Here is a 20,874-nt window from a genome sequence, read left to right as displayed (position 1 = left end):
ATATAACAATGACAAAAACGATCTTAATTACAGGCGCCACGGATGGTATTGGGCTAGAAACAGCCAAAAAACTTGCATCAAAGGGACATACCCTTCTATTGCATGGTCGCAACCCTGACAAAATGCAGGCAGCTATTAAAGCTGTTTCAGCAATAAATAGTAACGCCAAGATCGAAAGCTATTTAGCCGATTTATCAGATTTCAAAGAAACAGTGAAACTTGCTGACGAAGTAAAAAGTAAGCATGCTTCAATTGATGTGCTTATAAACAACGCAGGCATCTTTAAAACATCAAACCCGACCACGAAAGACAATCTTGATATACGCTTTGTGGTAAATACAATCACCCCATATTTACTCACGAAACACCTGATGCCGATCATGGATAAGAACAGCCGTGTCGTTAATCTTTCTTCAGCAGCACAAGCCCCAGTAGATATGGCAGCGCTGAATGGCAATATATCAATGAATGATGGTGAAGCTTATGCCCAAAGTAAACTTGCTATCATCATGTGGTCACGTGGTTTAGTCCATACTATGAATGATGCAAGCCCAATGATTGTTTCAGTAAATCCAGCCTCCTTCCTTGGCAGTAAGATGGTAAAAGAAGCATATGGAATGGCCGGACATGATTTAAGCATTGGTGCGGATATTTTGGTAAAAGCATCGTTATCTGATGACTTTAAGAATGCCTCAGGCAAATATTTTGATAATGACAATGGTTGTTTCGCTGATCCTCATCCTGACGGATTAAATCGCCCAAAAACGAGCGAATTAATCACCACTATGGAAAGCTTGATTAAACAACTTACGTAAAGAATAAGCCAATGTATTAAATCACATTGGCTTATTTTTATTTAATTATTTAGCAAATTGTCGACGCGCAAATAAGTCATGTATAATCATGCGATCTTCGTGACTTAGCATGGCAAAATGTTTGGTCGTGATATCTAGAATAACTTCGAAGCTTTCTTTTTGATATCTTACGATATCCGCTGAAATTTCATCAGCTTCCGCAAGATCAAAATTTTCAGCGCGTAAAGACTCCAGTCCTCGTTTACGGGTCTCTCGCATATGCCGTTTCAAAGTATCAAAATGTCCTTTTACATTTGAAGCTAAATCTTCAACAACACGCTGTCCTTCAGGGCTTAATTGTGGATGAGCCATTTCCAAAATTCGCAAAACGATCTTATGTGGCGGCGGTGGAGGGCCCATAGGACGCCCATCGGGTTTATTTTTCTCACTAATTTCCACACGATCATCAAAGAAGGTCATAGAGCCAAACTTCCCTAGAAAGAAAAAGTTCAGGCATAAAGAAAGGACTATAATGCCTTTCAAAGCAGATTTACTCAATTGCATCAGGCCAACCCAGCTTTAATCAATAAAGGTAAAAAACGTTGTAGGCAGGATCTTCTGCCAACGCAACATCCTCAACCATATCACCTTTAGACACACCGGATAGAACCCCTATTAATATCCCGCATGCTAAACTCCCAGCCAATGCAAAAGCAGGAATTTTGCCCATTGATAATTCTGACAAAAGTTCAACCGCTTTTTTCATCAAGCCCGACGGCTGTTCATCCAAATTACCTTCATCATCTGGAAGATCTGCCATTATTTCATCGACAAGTGAACGGGAAGTTTGCGTTTTTTCACGCATAGATAACTCTCGCTCTATATCTTTGAAAAACTCTAGCTCCTCAAAATCTTGAGGATTATCTTGCAAATACGAATATGCCTGCTTCTGCAATTCGGATGGCCACTTACTTAGGTCACCACCATACATATTCATATGGTCGTTAAATTCTTCTTTTGTCATGTCGAAGCTTCTGCCTCTAATATATAAGTTTCAAATATTAACTTAATTGAGAACTTTAAGAGTTTCAATGATTTCCATCACTTTTTCTCTCACAATCCGTTCACAGTTTGCTGATCTTTCATAATCTCCCTAAGGCGTTGTCGCGCACGTTTTAAAAGTGATTCTGCTGCATTCAACTTTATACCCATTACTTCTGCCACCTGCGCAGCTGTTAGCCCCTCATGATAATATAAGGAAATTGCAACTTGTTGTGTTTCAGATAACTGTTTGATGGCATCGCGTATCCTTGCAGAAACCTGATTTTGTTGAATGTGGGTTTCCGCATTTGGACGCTCGTCTTCTGGTTCCTGCACATCTTCAATATTGACAAATTTGGTTTTACGTTGATAATCAATCGCCCTGTTAAGGGTCATGCGATATAACCATGTTCGAAACGATGCTTTTTCAGGATTCCATTTCTCCTTACTTTTCCATAGGTTTAAGAATACGTCCTGTGCAATATCTTCAGCGTCACTATCACCAGATACAATGCGTTTCGCTAATGCAACCGTGCGATCCACATGACGTTCCACCAATTTCCGATAGGCCGACTTGTCGCCCTGTACGACCAAAACCATCAAAGCTTCGTCACTATCTGTTTCCGGTGATAATTTCTGAGATTCTGGTTTATGGCGTGTTAATCGCTTCGCTAAAGCCCCTTTCAACTTGGCAACAGCAGGTAATGTTTCAGCCAATTTATACTTCTTTGCATCCATATCCTTATTGGACTGATGCAAAGCATAATTCCCCGATGCCTCGTGACTGGAATCCAGCAACAAGCCATCCATATATGCTGACTTACTAATTGTCTTAGCCCCTCAAAATACACACTCATGGTTTAACCATTAAGCGCGCACATGCTCTTCCTCACGTTGTAAGGATTGACTTGAGGGTTCTCCCGCAAGCGCTGCCCAAGCAGAACGCATCACATTAACCTGCTGTAGGATATTATCGTAATGTTCGATTTTATCCGCAGCTTTATACCTATAATTAATCTGTGAAATCAGATTTGTATAGTATTCTTTAAGGGTTAAAGCGACTTTCCCGCCTTGCTTGAAATTCAGGTTGGATCTCAAGCCTATTAAAGCTTTTAACACTATCTCAACTGAATTGAATTCTGTCTCAAAGTCCCCGTTCAACCGGGCCTCTTTTGCCAAATATAGACGATGATACATTCGATCATAGATGCGTAAGATAGCACGCACGCCAGTTTGTGCCTCACTTGCACGGGCATATGCATTTATCGCATTGGCATAAGCTTGATACATTGGTCTAACTCCTAGTCTTCACTGGTGAGAGCGGTCAGCGTATCCAAGACGGCTTCATATTCCGCGATTTCTGCTTCCAGTTCTGCGTAATATTCCACTAAATCGTCATAGTAGTTTGCTGCATCACTCTCAATTTCGGAGATTTCTTCATTTTTGTCGGATATGGATTCTTCCATATCATTAATAATTTCGGACAAGATCCCACTGGATTCATTTGCCCAATTATCAAGGGAATATCGCATTTGATCAGCGATCCCTTGAGAAATAGATATATTCACTGTGGTAGTGGCATCCCCGGTATAAATGAAAGAAAGCCCTTCATATTCAGTACCTTCCGCGCCGGAAATAACTTTACCATCAATCGTGAATAGAGATGTGTCCCCGCCCACATCAACGGAAGTCATATCTCCTGCCCCATCGACTGTAATATTCATATCGAAATCCATATCACCGAATATGCCGTCATGAGCCGTGATCCCCAGATCAGAGGAAGACGTGGTCGCATTAAAGGAAAAGAAAGCTTCGATTTTTTCCGGTTCAGATAGCAACACTTCATCTAACACATCTTCATCAATGGTCAGCGTGTTATCCCAGTTAAACGTGATCCCGAATGACGCAAGACTGAGAACCTCATCATCCCCATACTCAACAGATGTGTTCAAAAGGTTATAGATTTCACTATTTGCGTTTCTTAATAGGCTATCCCCGAAAAGAACTGCATCTGCAGAAGCCTCACCGGATGTTGTGGTTGCTTGCTGTACAATGGCAAAATTTCGATAGTTGTTATACGCATCAACAAAAGCTTGAACAGCTTCCTTGATGCCAGACAAATCTTCTGCCACCTCTAACGTAATAGTAGTCCCCGGGTTTGCAGTATAAAGGCTTATAGTGACGCCTTCTAAAAGATCATCAATTGAATTACTGTCTCTCTCAACAGTCACGCCATCAATCGTTAAAATAGCGGGTTCCGCTGCTTGAAGTTCATTTTGATAAATGCCAGCACCATCAATAATACCAAGGCTTTGTGCGACATCGTCGCCGGAGACAGTGGCAAAGGTAATTTCTTCATTGGTGTTTGAAGCGGTTAACACCATCATAAATTCTGTTTCAGAAACTTGTAAAACAGAAGCACTTACACCGGTCGCATCCGTTTCCGAATTAATCAGATCAACCAAATCATTCAAACTGGTTGTAGCATCAATCACAATATCAACGGATCCGCCCGTCGCTGTTGAAAGATTAAAAGTGCCATCTAATCCCAGGTCAGCATCAGCATCTGCGACTGTATCGGATGCGATCTTATGTGCAGTTGCGATTTGTTCTACTTCAATTTGATAGCTGCCACTGACGGCGTCATCTTCAACAAGGACCCCCATGATGTTATCTGCAGGCACATCACTGTCACTGGTTAGATAGGCAGCTTTATCATCAAACACATTATCATCAGTGTCTGTTGCTGTATCTGTAAGTGTCGTTAACGCATCTTCAAATTCCTGGAGATAGGTTTCCATTTCTTCGTAAGCTGCAACAATGGCCTGATCTTCCGATACCTCATCTGCCAAGGTGTAGGATTCACTCAAGGCTTCTTGATATTCTGCTTCAATCAAAGATGAATAGTCATACCCACTTGTCCCGGATACATAAGTGGTCGAGGTGGTTTGAGTTAATGTTGTTGTGCCTGACACATCAGTCATTTTTTATTCATCCTAAAATTAAAGTTGAGAGACGGGAAAGCGGTGAGGTACAAGGAAGGGGGGCCGCTTTCCCATCCACTCAATTACTGGAACAAGCTCATCAATTGAGAAGACATAGAATTCGCCTGAGCCAGTGCTGAAATCGCCGCATTGGTTTTTACTTCCGCAGAGGAGAGTTCAGCTTGTTCTGCAGCAATATCCGCATCCACAATGGAGGAGTTTGCCGCTTCCAAATTTTCTGTTGCCTGTGCAATATTATCTGCGCGAAACTCGAAACGAGACATCGTCGCACCAACATTCGCACGTGTTGCTGAAATTGAATCAATCGCTGTATCAATTGCAGCCGCAGCGGCTGTTGCGTTTGCCTGTGTATCTACAGACAATGCATTCACACCAAGTGCAGTCGCATCTGAATCATCGATTTCAACGCTTAAAACATCGTTTGTGGTATCTGTTCCCAAAAGGAAGTCCACACCCGTACCCGTTACCCAATCAGAAGTACCATCTAATAAAGAGTCACCATTAAACTGGGTAGATTGTGCAATAGAATCGATCTCGGCGATCAGTTCTGAAAATTCCGCATCGATATATGCACGCTCTGTATCGGTCACAGCACCAGAAAGTGATTGTGTTGCAAGAGATTTCATCCGTTGCAAAATATCACTGATATTTGAAAGACCTCCGTCCGCTGTTTCGAGAATATTGATGCCGTGTGAAGCGTTTGTTGCTGCCTGCTCCATCACCGTAATATCGGATTGGATACGTGTCGCAACCGCCAATCCAGCCGCATCATCGGATGCACGGATAATACTGGAACCACTGGCAATTTTCGCCAATGAGTCAGATTGATCCATAGAGTTAGCATTCAAGTAACGCAAAGCTGTATTCGCCGCTGTGTTAGTAGAAATTGTAGGCATGTTCTTTCTCCTTCTGTTGAAATCGCCAGCGGATTCTTCCGCATGTCACACATAGGCTTGTACGAAGGAGCCTTTGGAATACTGGCGCATCTTTTTTGAAAAAATTTTTTTATTTTTTTTCGCCAGTATTTTCACCGCCCTTCCGTAAATGGTCATAACAGGCCGACAAAGCCGGACATGAATTTCCGACAGCTTTAGCGCCCTTAATTATTTCGGCTGAAAAGCTGTCCGCCCCGTTTTGAAAAGGGGTTTTAGGAAAGGACTAAAATTATGGAAGTTTACGGACTTGTTTCATCCAGTGGATATGACGCTGCAACTTATAGCGCGGAAATTGAAACCAATTATGAAGATTTCCTGACTTTGCTTACAACGCAAATTCAAAATCAGGATCCGACCAATCCAATGGACACTACTGACCTAACCAATCAACTAGGTGAGTATTACACGTTAGAGCAACAAGTGATGACCAATGAGCTTCTCAATACATTGGTATTAGAAACACAATATGGATCAACTGGAAATCCAACTGAATATCTCGGCAATACGGTTACATATGTAAGCGATGAAGCAAGTTTGGGATCAGATGGTGCCTATTGGGAATTCGATCTACCTGAAGGCACGACATCTGCTGATCTAACCGTCACAGATAACGAAGGTAATACCGTTTATGAAGCAACGGCTTCCTATAATAACGACGGCATAAATAACTTCATCTGGAATGGTGCAGGCACTGACGGAAATACCTACACCAGTGGCACATATACGCTTCAAGTTATTGCATCTGATGCCAACGGAACCGTCACGGACGTTGATGACATCTATACCCAAGGCACGGTCAGCAAAGTCAATTGGGTCAGTGGTGAATATGTACTGACCGTAGATGACGAAACAATCACATCCAACAAAGTAACTGCCGTCGCAACCGCGGCGTAACTTAACGGAAAGGAGCTAAACCATGAGTACATTAAGTGGCGCGCTCAATGCTGCTGTAAGTGGGCTTTATGCACAAAGCACAGCAATTTCAACAATATCAACAAATATCGCCAATGTTGATACGGTTTCCTATAAAGAAGCAGATACCAGTTTTTCAACATTGGTAACCAACAACACAAGTTCTTCCAGTTATTCCGGTAGCGGTGTAACTGCAACGGTCAATCAGAATATAGAACTTCAGGGGATTGTTGAGAACTCAACATATTCAACACATATGGCAATTGATGGTGAGGGCTTCTTTGTTGTTTCCGATGAAAGCGGCGATAGTGTTTATTACACTCGTGCTGGTGATTTTGAAGAAAATGATGAAGGTTATCTCGTCAATGATGCCGGGTATTATTTAATGGGATATCCAGTTGATGAAAGTGGTGAAGCCCTTTCAGGAACCGGATCAACAGCTAGCCTTGAACAAATTAACCTAGACAGTATTACTGGTAATGCATCCGCCACGGAAAATGTCGCAATTGATGCCAATTTACCCGCAGATGCAGCGATCGGTGACACATTCACAACCGATATTGAGGTTTATGACTCACTTGGCACAAGCGCGCTTGTGGAATTAACCTGGACCAAGACAGCAGCCAATGAGTGGACTGCAACTTATGCCGACCCGTCTTATTCCAGCGATACTTCATCCGATATCGGGGATTCAACAGGTAGCTTTACACTGAACTTTGATAGCGATGGTAATTTAACAACCACCACACCCGATCCAGCGGTACTTGATATAACAGGATGGACAACAGGCGCGTCCGATAGCAGCATTACTTTTGATTTCAGCAATGTAACACAATTTACCGATGCAGATTCTACAACAACCGTCACGTTAGATTCCATCTCTAAAGATGGCGTCCAATATGGCGACTTGAAATCAATCACCGTTGATGATCAAGGATATGTCATTGCCTCCTTTGAAAATGGTACCAGTTATCCTGTCTATCAGGTTCCTGTTGCCACTTTTAGTGATCCAAACGAATTACAAATGGAAAGCGGCAATGCCTATTCCGCAACTTATGATGCCGGTGATGTCACCTTGAATGTTTCTGGTGAAGGATCAGCGGGTACAGTGAGTGGTTATTCACTAGAGGCTTCTACGGTAGATAATGCGGATCAATTAACCCGTCTTATCGTTGCGCAACAGGCATATTCCTCTGCCGCACAGGTGATCACCGCGACAGATGACATGTTTGACGCCTTATTATCGGCGACACGCTAATGAGTAATTTACCTGAAAAACACAAACCGCGATCTAATCAATTACTGATCATGGAAGGTGAACGTATTCGCTTACTTGGTAAAAAATTGATGAACCAACACCCGGATATCATTTCACGAAATGAAGTCCTCGCCTGCAAGGATGATCTGCGAAATCACATGCATAAATTGAAAGAACGCCAAACAAAGATACGCACAAATATTTTACGTCAAACCAAACGTAAACTAGCCCTCGCCGCCTATCATAGAGCAAGCAAATAAGGAGATAGATATGTCTGAAACATTAGCCTTGAAAATTGAAAATAATGCAGAGTTGCCAATCATTGGTAAGCTTTCACGCGTGATTGATGAGTTGATGCAATTGTTAACCGAAGAAGCAACCTGGTTACATAATAAATCAGATAATACCTCCGGATTAGAAGATATCGTTAAGCGTAAAGTTACCCTCTCCAAAACATACTTTGATCTATTTTGCGAATATAAAAGAGATCAACAAAAAATCATCGCATCAGGTGCAACTGAGAACGATATCTTAATGGAAAAGACCAAACGTCTTTCCCAGATTTTGTTAAATAACAAATCCATGCTGGAAGCACGGAAACAATCCACCAGTAAACGCATCAATGCTGTCGCTACCGCGATGGAGAAAAAACGCACCCAACATAACGGCTACAAACTGATTTTGGGTGGTAAATCTTCTGCGACAACGAACCAGGCCATGATTACTGATCTCGGCGTTTAATAAATTCCTATTTATTCATTTTCATTTTAATAATCAGAGGGCAAAGCCATGAGCACAACAAGCATCAGCATAAATGCAAGCTTAACGGCAATGCAGACTGCAAGTTACAATATTTCTGTTTCCTCTGCCAATGTGGCCAACGCGGATACAGAAGGCTATACCGCGAAATCAACAAGCAACACGACACAAATGGCGGGTAGCACAGCAGTGGGTGTTCAATCACAAGCCCTGACAAATATGGTGGATCAAAACCTACTTGATGATTTGAACGAAGCCGCAAATGAAGCAAAATATACAGAGACACTACAAGCAGGTATGGAAAACATTTCAAACTCGTTAGGGTCTGTCTCTGGGGATAACAGCTTATCAGAAGCAATCACAGATATTGAAACGGCTCTGCTTTCGCTAGAGCTAGATCCAACCAGCAATTCTGATCAAATCGTTTTAGTGGATAGCCTTAACGATCTGACAACTCAATTAAACAACACGTCAAACGATATTCAGGATCAACGCGCTGATATAGATGAAGATATTGAAACAGCGATCTCAAGCGTTAATTCCCTATTAAATGAAATTGATAACTTGAATGAGCAAATCGCGATTGCCCAAGCCAATGGGAATTCCACCCTTGACCTTGAAGATAGCCGAAACACAGCCTTACAAGAATTATCAGGGTATATGAATGTGAATTCTTTCACCGATAGCAACAATCAACTTCAAATCTATACCGAAGGTGGCACCGCATTACTATTATCGGAACCACAAGAACTTTCCTATGAGGCCACATCGCCGGTAACCTCAACGACTAGTTTCAATAGTATTACTGTTGCTGGAAAAGATATTACATCCGAAATCACGGGAGGCGAAATCGGAGCTTCTCTTGAATTGCGTGATGAAATACTGCCTGACCTACAAGCTGAATTAGACGAACTTGCATCCACACTCATTGACAGCGTTAATGCAATCTCTAACAAAGCAACATCCATCCCATCGCCTGCAACTTTAACCAGCCAACAAACTGTCTCTGCAAGTGATGCGATGACCGGAAGTGGTACATTTCGCATTGCAGTCACTGATAGCGATGGAGCTGTTAACGAATATGCAGATTTTGATGCTTCAACTTATTCAACGGTACAAGATTTTATTGATGATCTAAATTCTATGACAGGTGTGAGCGCCTCAATCAATGCAGATGGATATCTGGAAATAACAACGACAACAACAGATACAGGATTATCATTTAATGAAATGGATAGCGCTGTGGGCGGCGATTCTCTTGGTATATCTAACTATTTCGGTTTTAATTCCATTCTTAGTGGGGATTCTGCTACCAACATTTCGGTAAGTGCCGATCTATTAGATGATCCCAGCCTGCTACCAACTGCGGAACTAAACGATAGCTCAACTTTGTCTGTCGGTGATACGGGTCTAAATAGCGGTGATACAAGTATTATATCCAGTTTAATATCGACTTTTTCCGAAGATCAATCCTTTGATGCTGCCGGCAATTTAGGTGCAGATACAACCAGCTTCGCCAATTACGCGACAAATATAACCAGCGCGCTTGCCGTAAAGACGGACAGTGCCATAACCGATGCAGAAATCGCTGTTTCTGCTTACGACAACTTAGCAACCTCCTTCGCGAATGAAACAGGTGTCAATCTTGACGAAGAAATCGCCAAGATGAATGCCTATCAAGAATCTTATGAAGCTGGCGCCTATATTCTAAGCACCATACAGGAAATGTTTGATGTGCTGATGAATGCCGTGACCTAAGGAAAAGAAAATGACAAGAGTAGCCACGTTTTCCAATTATCAAAATCTTCTAAATATGAGTATGAATGTCCAATCAGATGTGTCTTCGAAACAATTGGATATTGCTTCAGGCAAAATAAGTGAAAATTATTACGATCTTGCCAGTTCCACCAATCTCATTCTGGATTTGGAACATAGCATGTCCACCAGCGAACAATACATTGACAATGCTGAACAGGTGTCTGCGCAAGTTGAGGCAACATATGCAGCTTTAAACAGTATGGTTGATGTAATGGCAAATTTCACAAGTTCTGTAACCGCCTCCCTTGGAGGAACAGATGATGTCGAAGAATTAAATGCAACTGCCCAAGCCTCATTAGAGGAAATGGGCGCCTTACTAAACCAGCAATATGGGGATATATATTTATTTGGTGGGACGGATACTGGCCAGGCACCGGTTGATGTGTCTTCTGCCAGTTATACAGCACAAACCTATCCATCAACGGTCAGTACTGATTATTATTCAGGCAATGATGAAACGCGAAGTTTTCATGCGGATGATAATTATGAAATCAATTATGGCGTCACAGCCAATGAGTCCGCTTTTGAAAAAGCAATCCGCGCGATGAGCATGATGGCTAATATGGACCCTCATGATGAAGATGCCATCGCGGAAGCACATGATTTAATGAATGAAGCCACAGCGGAAATCGCAGCTCTACAAGCAGAAGTTTCCGTTACAGCCAGCAATATTGAAAACACAATTGATGCCCATACAAATGCACAACTGATTACGGAAAGCATGTTGGGTGATCTAACTGAAGTCGATGTGGCTGAAGCCACAGCAGAACTTAACCAGTTGCAGGCTCAATTGGAGGCTTCATTCTCCGCGATTTCAAATGCGACTTCATTAAATCTTATTGATTACTTATAGCGCCAGTATTTCTGACTTTCATACGTATCAATAAAAGTTAAACCTCAATTTAAGGATGATCAGTCATGGATGTTACATCCAATAATCTTGCTTATGGCGCCAGCCTGATTTCCCAATTAAACAATCAGACTGATAGCACAGGCACCAAAGGAAATAGCAACATTTCCGGTGACATAAATTTTGCCAATCTGATGCATGCAATTGGTCAAGGTAATGCCGATCAGATGGGGGCAATTCAGGCTCTTGCAGATCTTGGAAATGGATCAAGTGAAAACTTTCAATCCGGCGACAACCTGTCCAATATGTTTGGATCAGGAAATATGAGTGCAACCACAATGCAAGGCCTTTTGGACTTGCAATCACAGAATATGTTTAGTGATGCGGGTATAGCGCCTCCGCCTCCAAATGAAGCATCGCAAAGCAAATCAGATTATACATCGACAGCTACGAAATCACGTAGTGAAACCGTGGATAGTATTCTTGAAAAACTAGAAGAAATGGAAGCTTCCCAATCTAGTACTGATACAGAACACATCGAAGGACACGGGCAAGAATTGTTTATGGCGATCGATTCCGACGGTGATGGAAAACTATCACAGCAGGAATTATCTGATTTTGGTCCCGCAATTCGAAATAGTTTTGGCGGAACCACAGAGGAAGATGTGTAGATCTTAACCGCTAGAATGAGACAGACTGATATGCCGCCTTTGTCACAATCCGATCTTGTCGGGCTTGCGAAGGCGGATGCCCATAAGTTGATCTGAATATCTTGGAAAAATAAGCGGGATTATCAAACCCACAAGCCAAAGCAATTTCAGATATAGACGCCTCCGTTTGATTAAGCAGATGACGCGCGCGTTCCATCCTTAAATCCATATAATATTTCTTTGGAGATGTATGTGTGTATTTTCCAAATAAACGTTCTAATTGTCGTGCAGAAATTCCAATTTCTTCAGCAATTGAAGCCGTTGAAACAGGTTCTTCAATCTGATCCTTCATCATCTGAACAGCACGTGCAAGATATGCATTGCGTACTGCGTAACGCGACTGAAAAGATCGTTTTTGTGTTGATTCCGCATCCCGGCTTGCTGAATAAACCATTTGATCAGCTACGGTTAAAGACAAGTCATACCCATGCTCTATCTCTACCAGATGCAACATTAAATCCGCAGTCGCCGTACCACCTGATGCAGTAATGATATTTTCATCTGCAACAAAAATACTGTTGATCAAGCTGATATTGTGAAACCGTTCGACAAACCCGTCATGGAATTCCCAATGAATGGCTGCACGTTTTCCATCTAAAAATCCGATTTCCCCCAAAATCCAGGCACCGGAACAAAGGCCACCAAGCTTTACTCCCTTTAATCGAAGTTGACGCAGGGCACCTACTAAATTCGGTGTTATATAATCGGTCATATTGCCACCGGACAAAACAAAAGCCCGATCACAGTTGGGTAGATCATCAAAACTATGTTGGACCAACATTTGTGAGCCATTTGAACAGGTTGCCAACGTCCCGTCTTCTGAGGCAAAGGACCAAGTATAAAGCTCTTCACCGCTAACTAGATTGGCAATACGGAGGGGTTCTACCGCACAAGAAAAGGCGATATGAGCAAATTCTTCAACTAGTAGAAATAAGAAATGTTGAGGTTTCTTCATTAGTCTAAAAGTTCCACTATGCAGATATCTCTATCTACATAGTGGTCCAGTTTCAGTCGTTACACCAGTTTTTTATTCTATGTTTGCCTAAGCAAAGCTTAGTTTACAGCACGTGCAGCAGCTAACCAGCTGTCATATGCGGCTTGGTTAGCTGCAATCCATTCATCCACATGACGGTCAATATCCGCGGAATCACTTTCACCATCTGCAACCTTTTTGTTTTGGGCAGAAATGTCATTAATATCGATTTGTGCCACTTCGAATAATTTAGCGGCTGCCGGATTTGCAGCCAAGAACTCATCTGTTGTAACAACACGAATGCTATCAACAGAGAAACCTAAATTTTTGCCATTGAAAGTTGTGTTACCTTCTTTACCATCTGGTAGAGATGTATATGGAACAGACAACCATTCCACATCTTCACCCGGCACCAACGCGCCAGACACCCAATATGGTGTCCATGTGTAATAAAGGATATTTTCGCCGGCTTCATTACGTGCAATGCTATCCGCAATAATCGCATTATAGGCCCCTTGGTTATGGGACACTGTATCACGAAGGCCAAATTCAGTTAGTTGATGTTCGATCACACGTTCACAGCCCCAGCCCGGCACACAACCTGCCAAATCCGCTTTGCCATCACCATCTGCATCAAACATGGCAGCATTCTTTGGATCCTTTAATGCCTCAAGGCTTGTGATCCCTGCATCATAAGCAGCCTTGTTCACCAAATACCCCTGCAAGGCGCCGTCGATAAGTGTACCAACTTTTTCAAGAACTTGATCACCACCGGATTCTTCGAAGAAATTATGATGCAACTCATTCCAGTGCACAGCTGTAAAATCGCCATCACCCGTACCTAAAGCCAAGTGAATTGTTTGATATTCAACCTCTTGTGGTTCATCAACTTCGTAACCTAAATCTGACAATGCCTTAAAAAGAATGCGATGCTGGAACATCTCTTCCACAGAAGGTGCCATAACAGGACGTACGGTCACGCCTTCACCCGGTTTTTCTGCGGCAAATGCTGTACCTGCCAACATCACACCTGCAATTACACTACTTAGAATACCTTTTTTGAACATAAGTTTTCTCCTCTGCTAAATGTTCAATTTTCTTTTTTATTTAAATGAAACTTAAGATTTTTTACCGGCCAAGCGGGTCACTAACCCTACGGGACCGCCTTGCCACCAATGACGATGACCACGTTCACGGCCTGAACGGCCCATCCCTTGCGTAATTCGGTCTAAAACAATTGCTAAAATCACAATCCCTAATCCGCCAACGATGGCTTTACCTGCATCTAGTCGTCCCATGGCACGTAAAACTTCGTTACCAAGACCTTTCACTGAAATCATGGAGGCAATCACCACCATAGAAAGGGACAACATGATGGTTTGGTTGACCCCAGCCAAAATGGTTGAGGTCGCCAAAGGTAATTCCACTTTGAACAGGATTTGCGTAGGACTTGCACCAAAAGCGCGGGCGGCTTCCACCACAGACGGGTTTACATTGCGAATTCCTAGCGAGGTCAATCGGATCAATGGAGGTAAGGCAAAGACAATGGTCACGATCACCCCAGATACATTACCAATACCGATCAACATCACTACAGGAACCAGATACACAAAGGCCGGAATTGTCTGCATGGTATCTAATACAGGACGCACCATCGCCTCAAATCGATTACTTTTACCTGCTAATACGCCCAACGGCAGACCGATGATAAAACAAAGCAAGACGGCAGAAATAACAATAGCCAAGGTGGTCATCGCCAGCCCCCATGCCCCCGGTGACAAAACACCAAGAACGGCCATGGCAATCCCGACGAGAATTGCCACCCGACGACCCGCAGCTTGCCAAGCGATTAAAACCAAGATGATCAGCATGATTGATGGCGGCACTGCATTCAAACCAACATCAATCCCCACAATCATGTCATTAAAGAATTTCTTTATAGGTTGTATAAATTCACGATTGGCGATGGCCCATTGCTTAATACCATTCGCACTTTCTGCAATCCCTAAATCCACAGAAGCAAAGGGATCGAGCAAACTAAATTTTTCTTCTTGTTCAGCCATAATTCTATCCTTCCATCCCTATTGCGTTAATTCTGTTTCACCTTGAATGCCGCGCAACAGGGCATTCTTGGTTACAACCCCAATTGGCTTACCTTCAAAGCGAACAACAATTGGATGCTGGGTCGAAATTGATAGATTGACTAGATCGTCCAAAGAATGTTCAGGATGGGCTTCCGGCCATTCGTTTAAGTTATCAACAGAACCACGTCGTTGCTCATATGCCTCAACTGGTTCCATAATTTTTCCGGCTGAAATCAGTTCCAGTTTTGAGATACCTGCGACAAAATCCGCTACATATTCATCAATTGGATTAGTCACGATTTCTTCAGGTGTCCCGACTTGTACAAGAACGCCGTCTTTCATGATGCCGATACGATCCCCAATACGGATCGCTTCATCCAAATCATGAGTAATAAAGAGAGTTGTCTTCTTCATCTCAGCTGCTAAGGACATAAATTTATCCTGTAACTGACGACGAATAAGCGGGTCTAATGCTGAAAATGGTTCATCCATTAATAAAATAGACGGATCAGCTGCGATGGCACGAGCAAGACCAACACGTTGTTGCATACCGCCGGATAATTCATCTGGATATTTTTGATCCCAACCATTCAAATCAACTGCATCAATTGCACGCATGGCATTCTCATGACGTTCCTTACGATCATGACCGCGGACTTCCTGACTGAAAGATACATTATCCAAAACAGTACGATGCGGCATTAAGGCCATATTTTGGAAAACCATGCCGATTTTCTCTGCCCGCACTTCACGTAATTCCGTGGCAGATAACGCATTTACGTCCATACCTTCGATAAATAGCTGACCGGATGTAGGCTCAATCAAACGGTTCACATGGCGAATCAGTGTGGATTTACCGGACCCGGACAGGCCCATAATACAAAAAATCTCACCGCGCCCAACTGTGAAGCTGGCATCCTGTACCCCAACAACACAATCATATTGATCGCGTACTTCTAATTTACCCAAGCCTTTTTCGGTGATCGCTTTCATCGCCTCATCAGCGCGTCTACCAAAGACTTTCCATAGGTTTTTGCAATCGATGACGACCTCATCTTTATGCGACATTTCTTCCATCTCCCTGAAGTATTCTGTCTTAATATTTTTTGAATACATCATAAATTCATATTGTATACAAGATTTATTTTTGATAAACACATCTTCAGGAATTGCTTGATCGTGGTGCAATCCCATAAAATGCATCCCGATAATCAGGCAATGACGTGAGGAGACCGAAACGGTGAAAGACGCAGCAAAACAAAGAAAAACAAAACTGTATGACTATCTAAAGCGTGCCATTCTAACTTTGGAGTTACGACCAGGTGCGGATTTGGATGAAACACAGTTATGTGATGCATTTGAATTATCGCGTACACCGTTAAGAGAGGTCCTGCGACAGTTATCCGGTGAAGGATATATTGAATTACGTGAAAATCGCGGCGCGTGGGTAAGTGAAATGTCTTACACCACGTTACGTGATTTCTTTTTGGCAGCACCGATGATTTATGGTGCGATCCTGCGCTTGGCAGCAATAAACGCGACCCCTACGCAAATTGCTGCACTTAAGGAAGTCCAAAACGAATTCAAAACATCCCTTGCAACGGATGATGCTGCCGCGCGGGCTTTAAATAACAATCGGTTCCATGAAATCACTGGTGAGATGGCAAGTAATGTTTATCTGCTTCCATCTTTCCGACGCCTGCTTATTGATCACGCAAGGATTGGGATGACTTTCTATCGTCCGAACAATACGGATATGAAAGAAAACCTATCTGAAGCAAGCAACCAGCATGATGCGATTATCAAAGCTATCGAAGCTGGTGATGAGAATGCGGCGGCGCAATTAGCGATTGATCACTGGAATCTCTCCCGTGATCAAATCGAAATGTTTGTGACACCTTCTTCTCTGGAAATTCCATTGGGAAGTGTGTCTATGAAAACCTAGCGACAAAGCGAGAGGACATACATGACTCCAGTCTTTAAATTTGATGGGATTTACACCCCCGTTATAACCCCCTACTTCCTGGATGATACGGTCAATTGGGATGCCTTGGCAGACATGATTGATTATCTTATTGAAAAAGGGGTCCATGGTATTATTTCCGGTGGTTCAACCGGGGAAAATTACACTCAAACCATCGAAGAAAGATTGGAAATTGCCCGTTTCACCAAGGAACGGATTAATGGCCGTGTGCCCTTGGTTATCGGTACAGGTGCATGGTTACCTGCAGAATCTATTACTTTGGCAAAAGGTGCTAAAGACATGGGCGCAGATGCGCTTTTACTTGCAAGCCCGCCATATTCCGTACCGACAGATCGCGAAAATGCCCTAAATGCATTAGCAATCGATAAAGCCGCTAATCTTCCGATTATGCTGTATAATTACCCACATCGTACAGGAACGATGATGGGCGAAGAATTTCTGGATCGCGTTGGACGCAGCCGCAACTTCTGTGGCATCAAAGAAAGTTCTGGTGATATCAACCGCGTTCATCTATTGGCTCGCGATTATCCGCATATCCAAATGGGATGTGGTATGGATGACCAAGCCCTTGAGTTTTTTGCATGGGGTGCGCCATTCTGGGTATGTGGTGGATCCAACTTCCTACCAGAAGAACATGTTGCACTTTATAACGCATGTGTTGTTGAAAACGATTTTGCCAAAGGACGTAAGATTATGTCCGCCATGCTGCCTTTAATGCATGTGTTGGAACAGGGCGGTAAGTTCATTCAAACCATTAAATATGGAGTGACCGTTAACGGGATCGATGCTGAACATGTACGGGCGCCGTTAAAAAATCTGAATAAAGATGACAAACGCGCATTAGAACAAGTGATGAAGGTCTTAAAGCGAACAATCGCTGATATTGTGAAGGAAGGTTAATCATGGATCTGTTAACACAAAAAGAATATGAAGCCCTTGCTGCAGACATGACATTCCCAACCAGCGCCTTCATTGATGGTGGGTATCGTCCGGCAATTTCTGGAAAAACATTTACCTCAACAAATCCAGCAACAGGTGAAACCCTTGCTGAAATCGCAGCATGTAACAGTGAAGATGTAAATTTCGCGGTAGAAAAAGCACGTGAGGCTTTTGACGATGGTCGTTGGTCTCGCATGCATCCTAGCGATCGCAAAGATATCCTCATTCGTTTTTGCAAATTATTAACCCGTAACCGTCGCGAACTGGCGGTAATGGAAAGCCTTGATTCAGGCAAAACCATTTTTGATTGTGAAACTGTGGATGTACCTGAAACCATCCATTGCCTAAAATGGCATGCAGAAGCAATCGATAAGATTTATGATCAAGTTTCCCCTGCGTCTGACGATCATATCGCTATGGTGGTTCGTGAACCCATTGGTGTTGTTGGCCTTGTTCTGCCATGGAATTTCCCATTATTGATGTTGGCATGGAAGATCGGCCCTGCCTTGGCAGCGGGTTGTTCCATTGTTGTAAAACCAGCAGCAGAAACATCATTAACCGCCCTTCGCGTTGCAGAGCTCGCCAGTGAAGCAGGTCTTCCAAAAGGTGTGTTAAACATTCTTCCAGGCGGCGGTGCAGATGTTGGGGAACCAATTGGGCGTCATATGGATATTGATATGGTCTCTTTCACTGGCTCTACAGTAACGGGCAAACGTTTCCTGACCTATTCCGCAGAATCCAATGCCAAGGAAGTTGTTCTGGAAATGGGTGGCAAGAACCCGGCCATTGTGATGGATGATGCTGAAAATCTAGATCGTGTTGCACAGCATATTGTGAATGGCGCTTTCTGGAATATGGGTGAAAATTGTTCTGCCTCTTCACGTTTGATCGTGCATAAAGACGTAAAGGCCGAACTACTTGAACGCATTACTCATCATGCGAAAGAATGGAATGTGGGCAGCCCGCTTGACCCGGAAACACGTATGGGTGCGTTGGTGTCTGAAGCACATTTCAAGAAAGTTTGCAGCTATATCGAAAAAGCTGAAAGCATTGTCTTTGGTGGTAAAGCAGAAAACGGTTTCGTTGAGACAACTGTGGTGGAAGTTCCCGGTAATGATGCCCTTTTGGCCCGTGAAGAAATCTTCGGTCCTGTATTAAGCGTGATTACTGTTTCTTCTTATGATGAAGCGATCAAAATCGCCAATGATACCGAATATGGTCTTTGTGCTTCAATTTTCACCGCAAATACAAAACGTGCGATCCGCGGTGCCCGTGCCTTACGCGCAGGTACCGTTACCGTGAACAGCTTTGGCGAAGGTGATATCACAACCCCATTTGGCGGGTTTAAACAATCCGGTTTTGGCGGACGTGACAACAGTGTTCATGCCCATGATCAATATACCCAGTTGAAAACCATCTGGATTGATCTGGCGGATGATGAAGATGAGGCTGTCGCTTGACCCAAAGATACACAGCCTCCCGTCTCCCAACACAATTTGGACCAGCAGCCTGGAATAGAATTCTAGGCCCACGGGTTCCAAATCCTATATTGGAAGACAATATTACAGCTGACTTTGTGGTGGTAGGGGCTGGCTTTGCCGGCCTCTCCGCCGCAAGGCGGTTAAGACAACTTCAACCAAATGCCAAAATCGTTTTACTAGATGCAGGCATTATCGCAGAAGGTGGTGCCGGACGTAACTCTGGTTTCATGATCGATTTACCGCATGAACTGACTTCAGAAGATTATGCCGGTGCCGGGGATGATAAAACACTCATACGACTAAACCGAAAAGCAATCTCCTTTGCGGGACAAGCCGTTGAAGAATACCACATCGATCCCAATTACTTCGATCAAGTTGGCAAAGTGAATGGTGCGGTTAGCATCCGTGCAGATGATCACAATACAAGCTATCAAAAACATCTCACATCTTTAGGCGAAGCAAGCCAGCGCCTTGATCAAAAAGAAATGCATGAACTAACAGGCAGTTATCACTATGTATCAGGCCTTTATACGCCTGGCACCGTGATGTTACAGCCTGCAGGTTATATTCGTGGTTTGGCTGATGGCCTAAAACGTCAGGATGTCATCATCCACGAAAATAGCCCTGTTACTTCTTTTGCAAAACAAGCCACGGGATATTTGGTCCATACACCAAAGGGGGCTATCTCCACCGGAAAGATCATTCTAACCGTGAATGGCCATTTGGAAAGTTTCGGGATTGAGAAAGGCCGCCTGATGCAGCTTTTCCTCTATGCTGTTATGACGCCAGAACTGGATGCGGATGCATTAAAAAAACTAGGAGGACAACCCCGCTGGGGTATTACGCCATCAGATCCAATGGGGACAACCATGCGCCGGATTGATACAGGCCAAGGCGGCAATCGTATTGTGACGCGAACTTGTGCATCATTAAAACCAAATCTGGATATTTCCAAATCCGACATGGAACGGACAAGAGCAACAATGCAAAGGAAATTTGATCAGCGTTTTCCACAACTTGCCGGAATGAAAATGGAATATCACTGGGCAGGACATCTATGCCTTAGCCTGAATAATGTCTCCGTAATGCGCGAAATAGATGACAATGTCTATGCAGGATGTGTTCAAAACGGTCTTGGAACTGCACGAGGGACCTTAACAGGTATTGGGGCTGCAGAACTTGCATGTGGTGAAGAAAGCGATATTGCGGCTTTCTTTAATCAGGAAACCGCCCCGAAAAAATTACCCCCGCAACCCTTCCAGCAAATCGGGGCGAACCTTGTTTTGCGTTATAAGGAATGGGTTGCGAGGGATGAGTAGTGGGAGGATGGA

At 43.3% G+C, this 20,874-nt stretch carries 22 protein-coding genes; 12 read left to right on the top strand and 10 right to left on the bottom strand.

What is annotated here, in order from left to right; all coding sequences use genetic code 11:
* Positions 1 to 8 precede the first annotated feature (8 nt).
* On the top strand, positions 9 to 815 hold the full coding sequence (locus ACOQOA_RS15605) for an SDR family NAD(P)-dependent oxidoreductase (protein ID WP_420549534.1): 807 nt from the start codon (positions 9 to 11) through the stop codon (positions 813 to 815).
* Between the two features lie 45 nt (positions 816 to 860).
* On the opposite strand, the gene ACOQOA_RS15600 is transcribed toward ACOQOA_RS15605, so the two are convergent.
* From ACOQOA_RS15600 to ACOQOA_RS15575, 6 genes are all read right to left on the bottom strand, one after another.
* On the bottom strand, positions 861 to 1,358 hold the full coding sequence (locus ACOQOA_RS15600) for a hypothetical protein (protein WP_420549533.1): 498 nt from the start codon (positions 1,356 to 1,358) through the stop codon (positions 861 to 863).
* Positions 1,359 to 1,377: 19 nt separating this feature from the next.
* On the bottom strand, positions 1,378 to 1,818 hold the full coding sequence (locus ACOQOA_RS15595; RefSeq protein ID WP_420549532.1) for a hypothetical protein: 441 nt from the start codon (positions 1,816 to 1,818) through the stop codon (positions 1,378 to 1,380).
* 89 nt (positions 1,819 to 1,907) lie between these two features.
* Positions 1,908 to 2,645: a sigma-70 family RNA polymerase sigma factor gene (locus ACOQOA_RS15590; protein WP_420549531.1), complete on the bottom strand. Its 738-nt coding sequence runs from the start codon at positions 2,643 to 2,645 to the stop codon at positions 1,908 to 1,910.
* A 57-nt stretch (positions 2,646 to 2,702) separates the two neighbouring features.
* Positions 2,703 to 3,125 carry a flagellar export chaperone FliS gene (fliS, locus tag ACOQOA_RS15585; RefSeq protein ID WP_420549530.1) on the bottom strand — a complete coding sequence of 141 codons (423 nt, stop codon included), beginning with the start codon at positions 3,123 to 3,125 and terminating at the stop codon, positions 2,703 to 2,705.
* 11 nt (positions 3,126 to 3,136) lie between these two features.
* Entirely contained in the window at positions 3,137 to 4,819 is a 1,683-nt protein-coding gene (gene fliD / locus ACOQOA_RS15580) for a flagellar filament capping protein FliD (RefSeq protein WP_420549529.1), read from the bottom strand.
* A gap of 83 nt (positions 4,820 to 4,902) precedes the next feature.
* A complete protein-coding gene (locus tag ACOQOA_RS15575) occupies positions 4,903 to 5,736 on the bottom strand; it encodes a flagellin (protein ID WP_155154624.1) in 834 nt (277 codons plus the stop codon).
* 270 nt (positions 5,737 to 6,006) lie between these two features.
* On the opposite strand from ACOQOA_RS15575, the gene ACOQOA_RS15570 reads away from it, so the two are divergent.
* From ACOQOA_RS15570 to ACOQOA_RS15540, 7 genes are all read left to right on the top strand, one after another.
* Positions 6,007 to 6,669, top strand: coding sequence for a flagellar hook assembly protein FlgD (locus ACOQOA_RS15570; RefSeq protein ID WP_420549528.1), 663 nt, complete (start codon positions 6,007 to 6,009; stop codon positions 6,667 to 6,669).
* A 22-nt stretch (positions 6,670 to 6,691) separates the two neighbouring features.
* Positions 6,692 to 7,945: a flagellar hook protein FlgE gene (gene flgE / locus ACOQOA_RS15565; RefSeq protein ID WP_420549527.1), complete on the top strand. Its 1,254-nt coding sequence runs from the start codon at positions 6,692 to 6,694 to the stop codon at positions 7,943 to 7,945.
* Positions 7,945 to 8,205: a hypothetical protein gene (locus ACOQOA_RS15560; RefSeq protein ID WP_155154627.1), complete on the top strand. Its 261-nt coding sequence runs from the start codon at positions 7,945 to 7,947 to the stop codon at positions 8,203 to 8,205. Before flgE ends, ACOQOA_RS15560 begins: the two co-directional genes overlap by 1 nt.
* A 10-nt stretch (positions 8,206 to 8,215) precedes the next feature.
* The gene (locus ACOQOA_RS15555; RefSeq protein WP_420549526.1) at positions 8,216 to 8,686 is read left to right on the top strand and encodes a hypothetical protein; all 471 of its coding nucleotides are present in this window, start codon (positions 8,216 to 8,218) and stop codon (positions 8,684 to 8,686) included.
* Positions 8,687 to 8,734: 48 nt separating this feature from the next.
* Positions 8,735 to 10,462, top strand: a complete 1,728-nt coding sequence (gene flgK / locus ACOQOA_RS15550) for a flagellar hook-associated protein FlgK (protein WP_420549525.1) — start codon at positions 8,735 to 8,737, stop codon at positions 10,460 to 10,462.
* A 10-nt stretch (positions 10,463 to 10,472) separates the two neighbouring features.
* A complete protein-coding gene (locus ACOQOA_RS15545; RefSeq protein ID WP_420549524.1) occupies positions 10,473 to 11,375 on the top strand; it encodes a flagellin in 903 nt (300 codons plus the stop codon).
* 65 nt (positions 11,376 to 11,440) lie between these two features.
* Positions 11,441 to 12,043 carry a hypothetical protein gene (locus ACOQOA_RS15540; protein ID WP_420549523.1) on the top strand — a complete coding sequence of 201 codons (603 nt, stop codon included), beginning with the start codon at positions 11,441 to 11,443 and terminating at the stop codon, positions 12,041 to 12,043.
* A 10-nt stretch (positions 12,044 to 12,053) separates the two neighbouring features.
* Here ACOQOA_RS15540 and ACOQOA_RS15535 read toward each other — a convergent pair whose 3' ends face one another.
* From ACOQOA_RS15535 to ACOQOA_RS15520, 4 genes are all read right to left on the bottom strand, one after another.
* The gene (locus tag ACOQOA_RS15535) at positions 12,054 to 13,037 is read right to left on the bottom strand and encodes a GlxA family transcriptional regulator (RefSeq protein ID WP_420549522.1); all 984 of its coding nucleotides are present in this window, start codon (positions 13,035 to 13,037) and stop codon (positions 12,054 to 12,056) included.
* Positions 13,038 to 13,135: 98 nt separating this feature from the next.
* Entirely contained in the window at positions 13,136 to 14,122 is a 987-nt protein-coding gene (gene proX, locus ACOQOA_RS15530) for a glycine betaine/L-proline ABC transporter substrate-binding protein ProX (RefSeq protein WP_420549521.1), read from the bottom strand.
* Between the two features lie 51 nt (positions 14,123 to 14,173).
* Entirely contained in the window at positions 14,174 to 15,118 is a 945-nt protein-coding gene (locus ACOQOA_RS15525) for an ABC transporter permease (RefSeq protein ID WP_420549520.1), read from the bottom strand.
* An 18-nt stretch (positions 15,119 to 15,136) separates the two neighbouring features.
* Positions 15,137 to 16,207, bottom strand: coding sequence for a quaternary amine ABC transporter ATP-binding protein (locus ACOQOA_RS15520; RefSeq protein WP_420549519.1), 1,071 nt, complete (start codon positions 16,205 to 16,207; stop codon positions 15,137 to 15,139).
* Between the two features lie 172 nt (positions 16,208 to 16,379).
* Here ACOQOA_RS15520 and ACOQOA_RS15515 point away from each other — a divergent pair, with 172 nt between their 5' ends.
* The 4 genes from ACOQOA_RS15515 to ACOQOA_RS15500 are packed head-to-tail and all read left to right on the top strand — an operon-like array spanning position 16,380 to position 20,862.
* The gene (locus tag ACOQOA_RS15515) at positions 16,380 to 17,084 is read left to right on the top strand and encodes a GntR family transcriptional regulator (protein WP_420549518.1); all 705 of its coding nucleotides are present in this window, start codon (positions 16,380 to 16,382) and stop codon (positions 17,082 to 17,084) included.
* Positions 17,085 to 17,105: 21 nt separating this feature from the next.
* The gene (locus tag ACOQOA_RS15510) at positions 17,106 to 18,023 is read left to right on the top strand and encodes a dihydrodipicolinate synthase family protein (protein WP_420549517.1); all 918 of its coding nucleotides are present in this window, start codon (positions 17,106 to 17,108) and stop codon (positions 18,021 to 18,023) included.
* 2 nt (positions 18,024 to 18,025) lie between these two features.
* On the top strand, positions 18,026 to 19,522 hold the full coding sequence (locus ACOQOA_RS15505) for an aldehyde dehydrogenase (RefSeq protein WP_420549516.1): 1,497 nt from the start codon (positions 18,026 to 18,028) through the stop codon (positions 19,520 to 19,522).
* Positions 19,519 to 20,862, top strand: a complete 1,344-nt coding sequence (locus ACOQOA_RS15500) for an NAD(P)/FAD-dependent oxidoreductase (RefSeq protein ID WP_420549515.1) — start codon at positions 19,519 to 19,521, stop codon at positions 20,860 to 20,862. Before ACOQOA_RS15505 ends, ACOQOA_RS15500 begins: the two co-directional genes overlap by 4 nt.
* Positions 20,863 to 20,874: the final 12 nt, after the last annotated feature.

The sequence above is a fragment of the Curvivirga sp. genome (assembly GCF_965219885.1).
Classification (GTDB): Bacteria; Pseudomonadota; Alphaproteobacteria; order UBA8366; family Aestuariispiraceae; genus Curvivirga.
Note: the sequence above shows the minus strand (reverse complement) of the source record. Positions and strands in the feature narration are given on the sequence as shown.

Bases quoted from the DNA above. Each gene is read 5' to 3' on its own strand.
- ACOQOA_RS15605 (WP_420549534.1), top strand. From the start codon at position 9: ATGACAAAAACGATCTTAATTACAGGCGCCACGGATGGTATTGGGCTA.
- ACOQOA_RS15600 (WP_420549533.1), bottom strand. From the start codon at position 1,358: ATGCAATTGAGTAAATCTGCTTTGAAAGGCATTATAGTCCTTTCTTTA.
- ACOQOA_RS15595 (WP_420549532.1), bottom strand. From the start codon at position 1,818: ATGACAAAAGAAGAATTTAACGACCATATGAATATGTATGGTGGTGAC.
- ACOQOA_RS15590 (WP_420549531.1), bottom strand. From the start codon at position 2,645: ATGGATGGCTTGTTGCTGGATTCCAGTCACGAGGCATCGGGGAATTAT.
- fliS (WP_420549530.1), bottom strand. From the start codon at position 3,125: ATGTATCAAGCTTATGCCAATGCGATAAATGCATATGCCCGTGCAAGT.
- fliD (WP_420549529.1), bottom strand. From the start codon at position 4,819: ATGACTGATGTGTCAGGCACAACAACATTAACTCAAACCACCTCGACC.
- ACOQOA_RS15575 (WP_155154624.1), bottom strand. From the start codon at position 5,736: ATGCCTACAATTTCTACTAACACAGCGGCGAATACAGCTTTGCGTTAC.
- ACOQOA_RS15570 (WP_420549528.1), top strand. From the start codon at position 6,007: ATGGAAGTTTACGGACTTGTTTCATCCAGTGGATATGACGCTGCAACT.
- flgE (WP_420549527.1), top strand. From the start codon at position 6,692: ATGAGTACATTAAGTGGCGCGCTCAATGCTGCTGTAAGTGGGCTTTAT.
- ACOQOA_RS15560 (WP_155154627.1), top strand. From the start codon at position 7,945: ATGAGTAATTTACCTGAAAAACACAAACCGCGATCTAATCAATTACTG.
- ACOQOA_RS15555 (WP_420549526.1), top strand. From the start codon at position 8,216: ATGTCTGAAACATTAGCCTTGAAAATTGAAAATAATGCAGAGTTGCCA.
- flgK (WP_420549525.1), top strand. From the start codon at position 8,735: ATGAGCACAACAAGCATCAGCATAAATGCAAGCTTAACGGCAATGCAG.
- ACOQOA_RS15545 (WP_420549524.1), top strand. From the start codon at position 10,473: ATGACAAGAGTAGCCACGTTTTCCAATTATCAAAATCTTCTAAATATG.
- ACOQOA_RS15540 (WP_420549523.1), top strand. From the start codon at position 11,441: ATGGATGTTACATCCAATAATCTTGCTTATGGCGCCAGCCTGATTTCC.
- ACOQOA_RS15535 (WP_420549522.1), bottom strand. From the start codon at position 13,037: ATGAAGAAACCTCAACATTTCTTATTTCTACTAGTTGAAGAATTTGCT.
- proX (WP_420549521.1), bottom strand. From the start codon at position 14,122: ATGTTCAAAAAAGGTATTCTAAGTAGTGTAATTGCAGGTGTGATGTTG.
- ACOQOA_RS15525 (WP_420549520.1), bottom strand. From the start codon at position 15,118: ATGGCTGAACAAGAAGAAAAATTTAGTTTGCTCGATCCCTTTGCTTCT.
- ACOQOA_RS15520 (WP_420549519.1), bottom strand. From the start codon at position 16,207: ATGTCGCATAAAGATGAGGTCGTCATCGATTGCAAAAACCTATGGAAA.
- ACOQOA_RS15510 (WP_420549517.1), top strand. From the start codon at position 17,106: ATGACTCCAGTCTTTAAATTTGATGGGATTTACACCCCCGTTATAACC.
- ACOQOA_RS15505 (WP_420549516.1), top strand. From the start codon at position 18,026: ATGGATCTGTTAACACAAAAAGAATATGAAGCCCTTGCTGCAGACATG.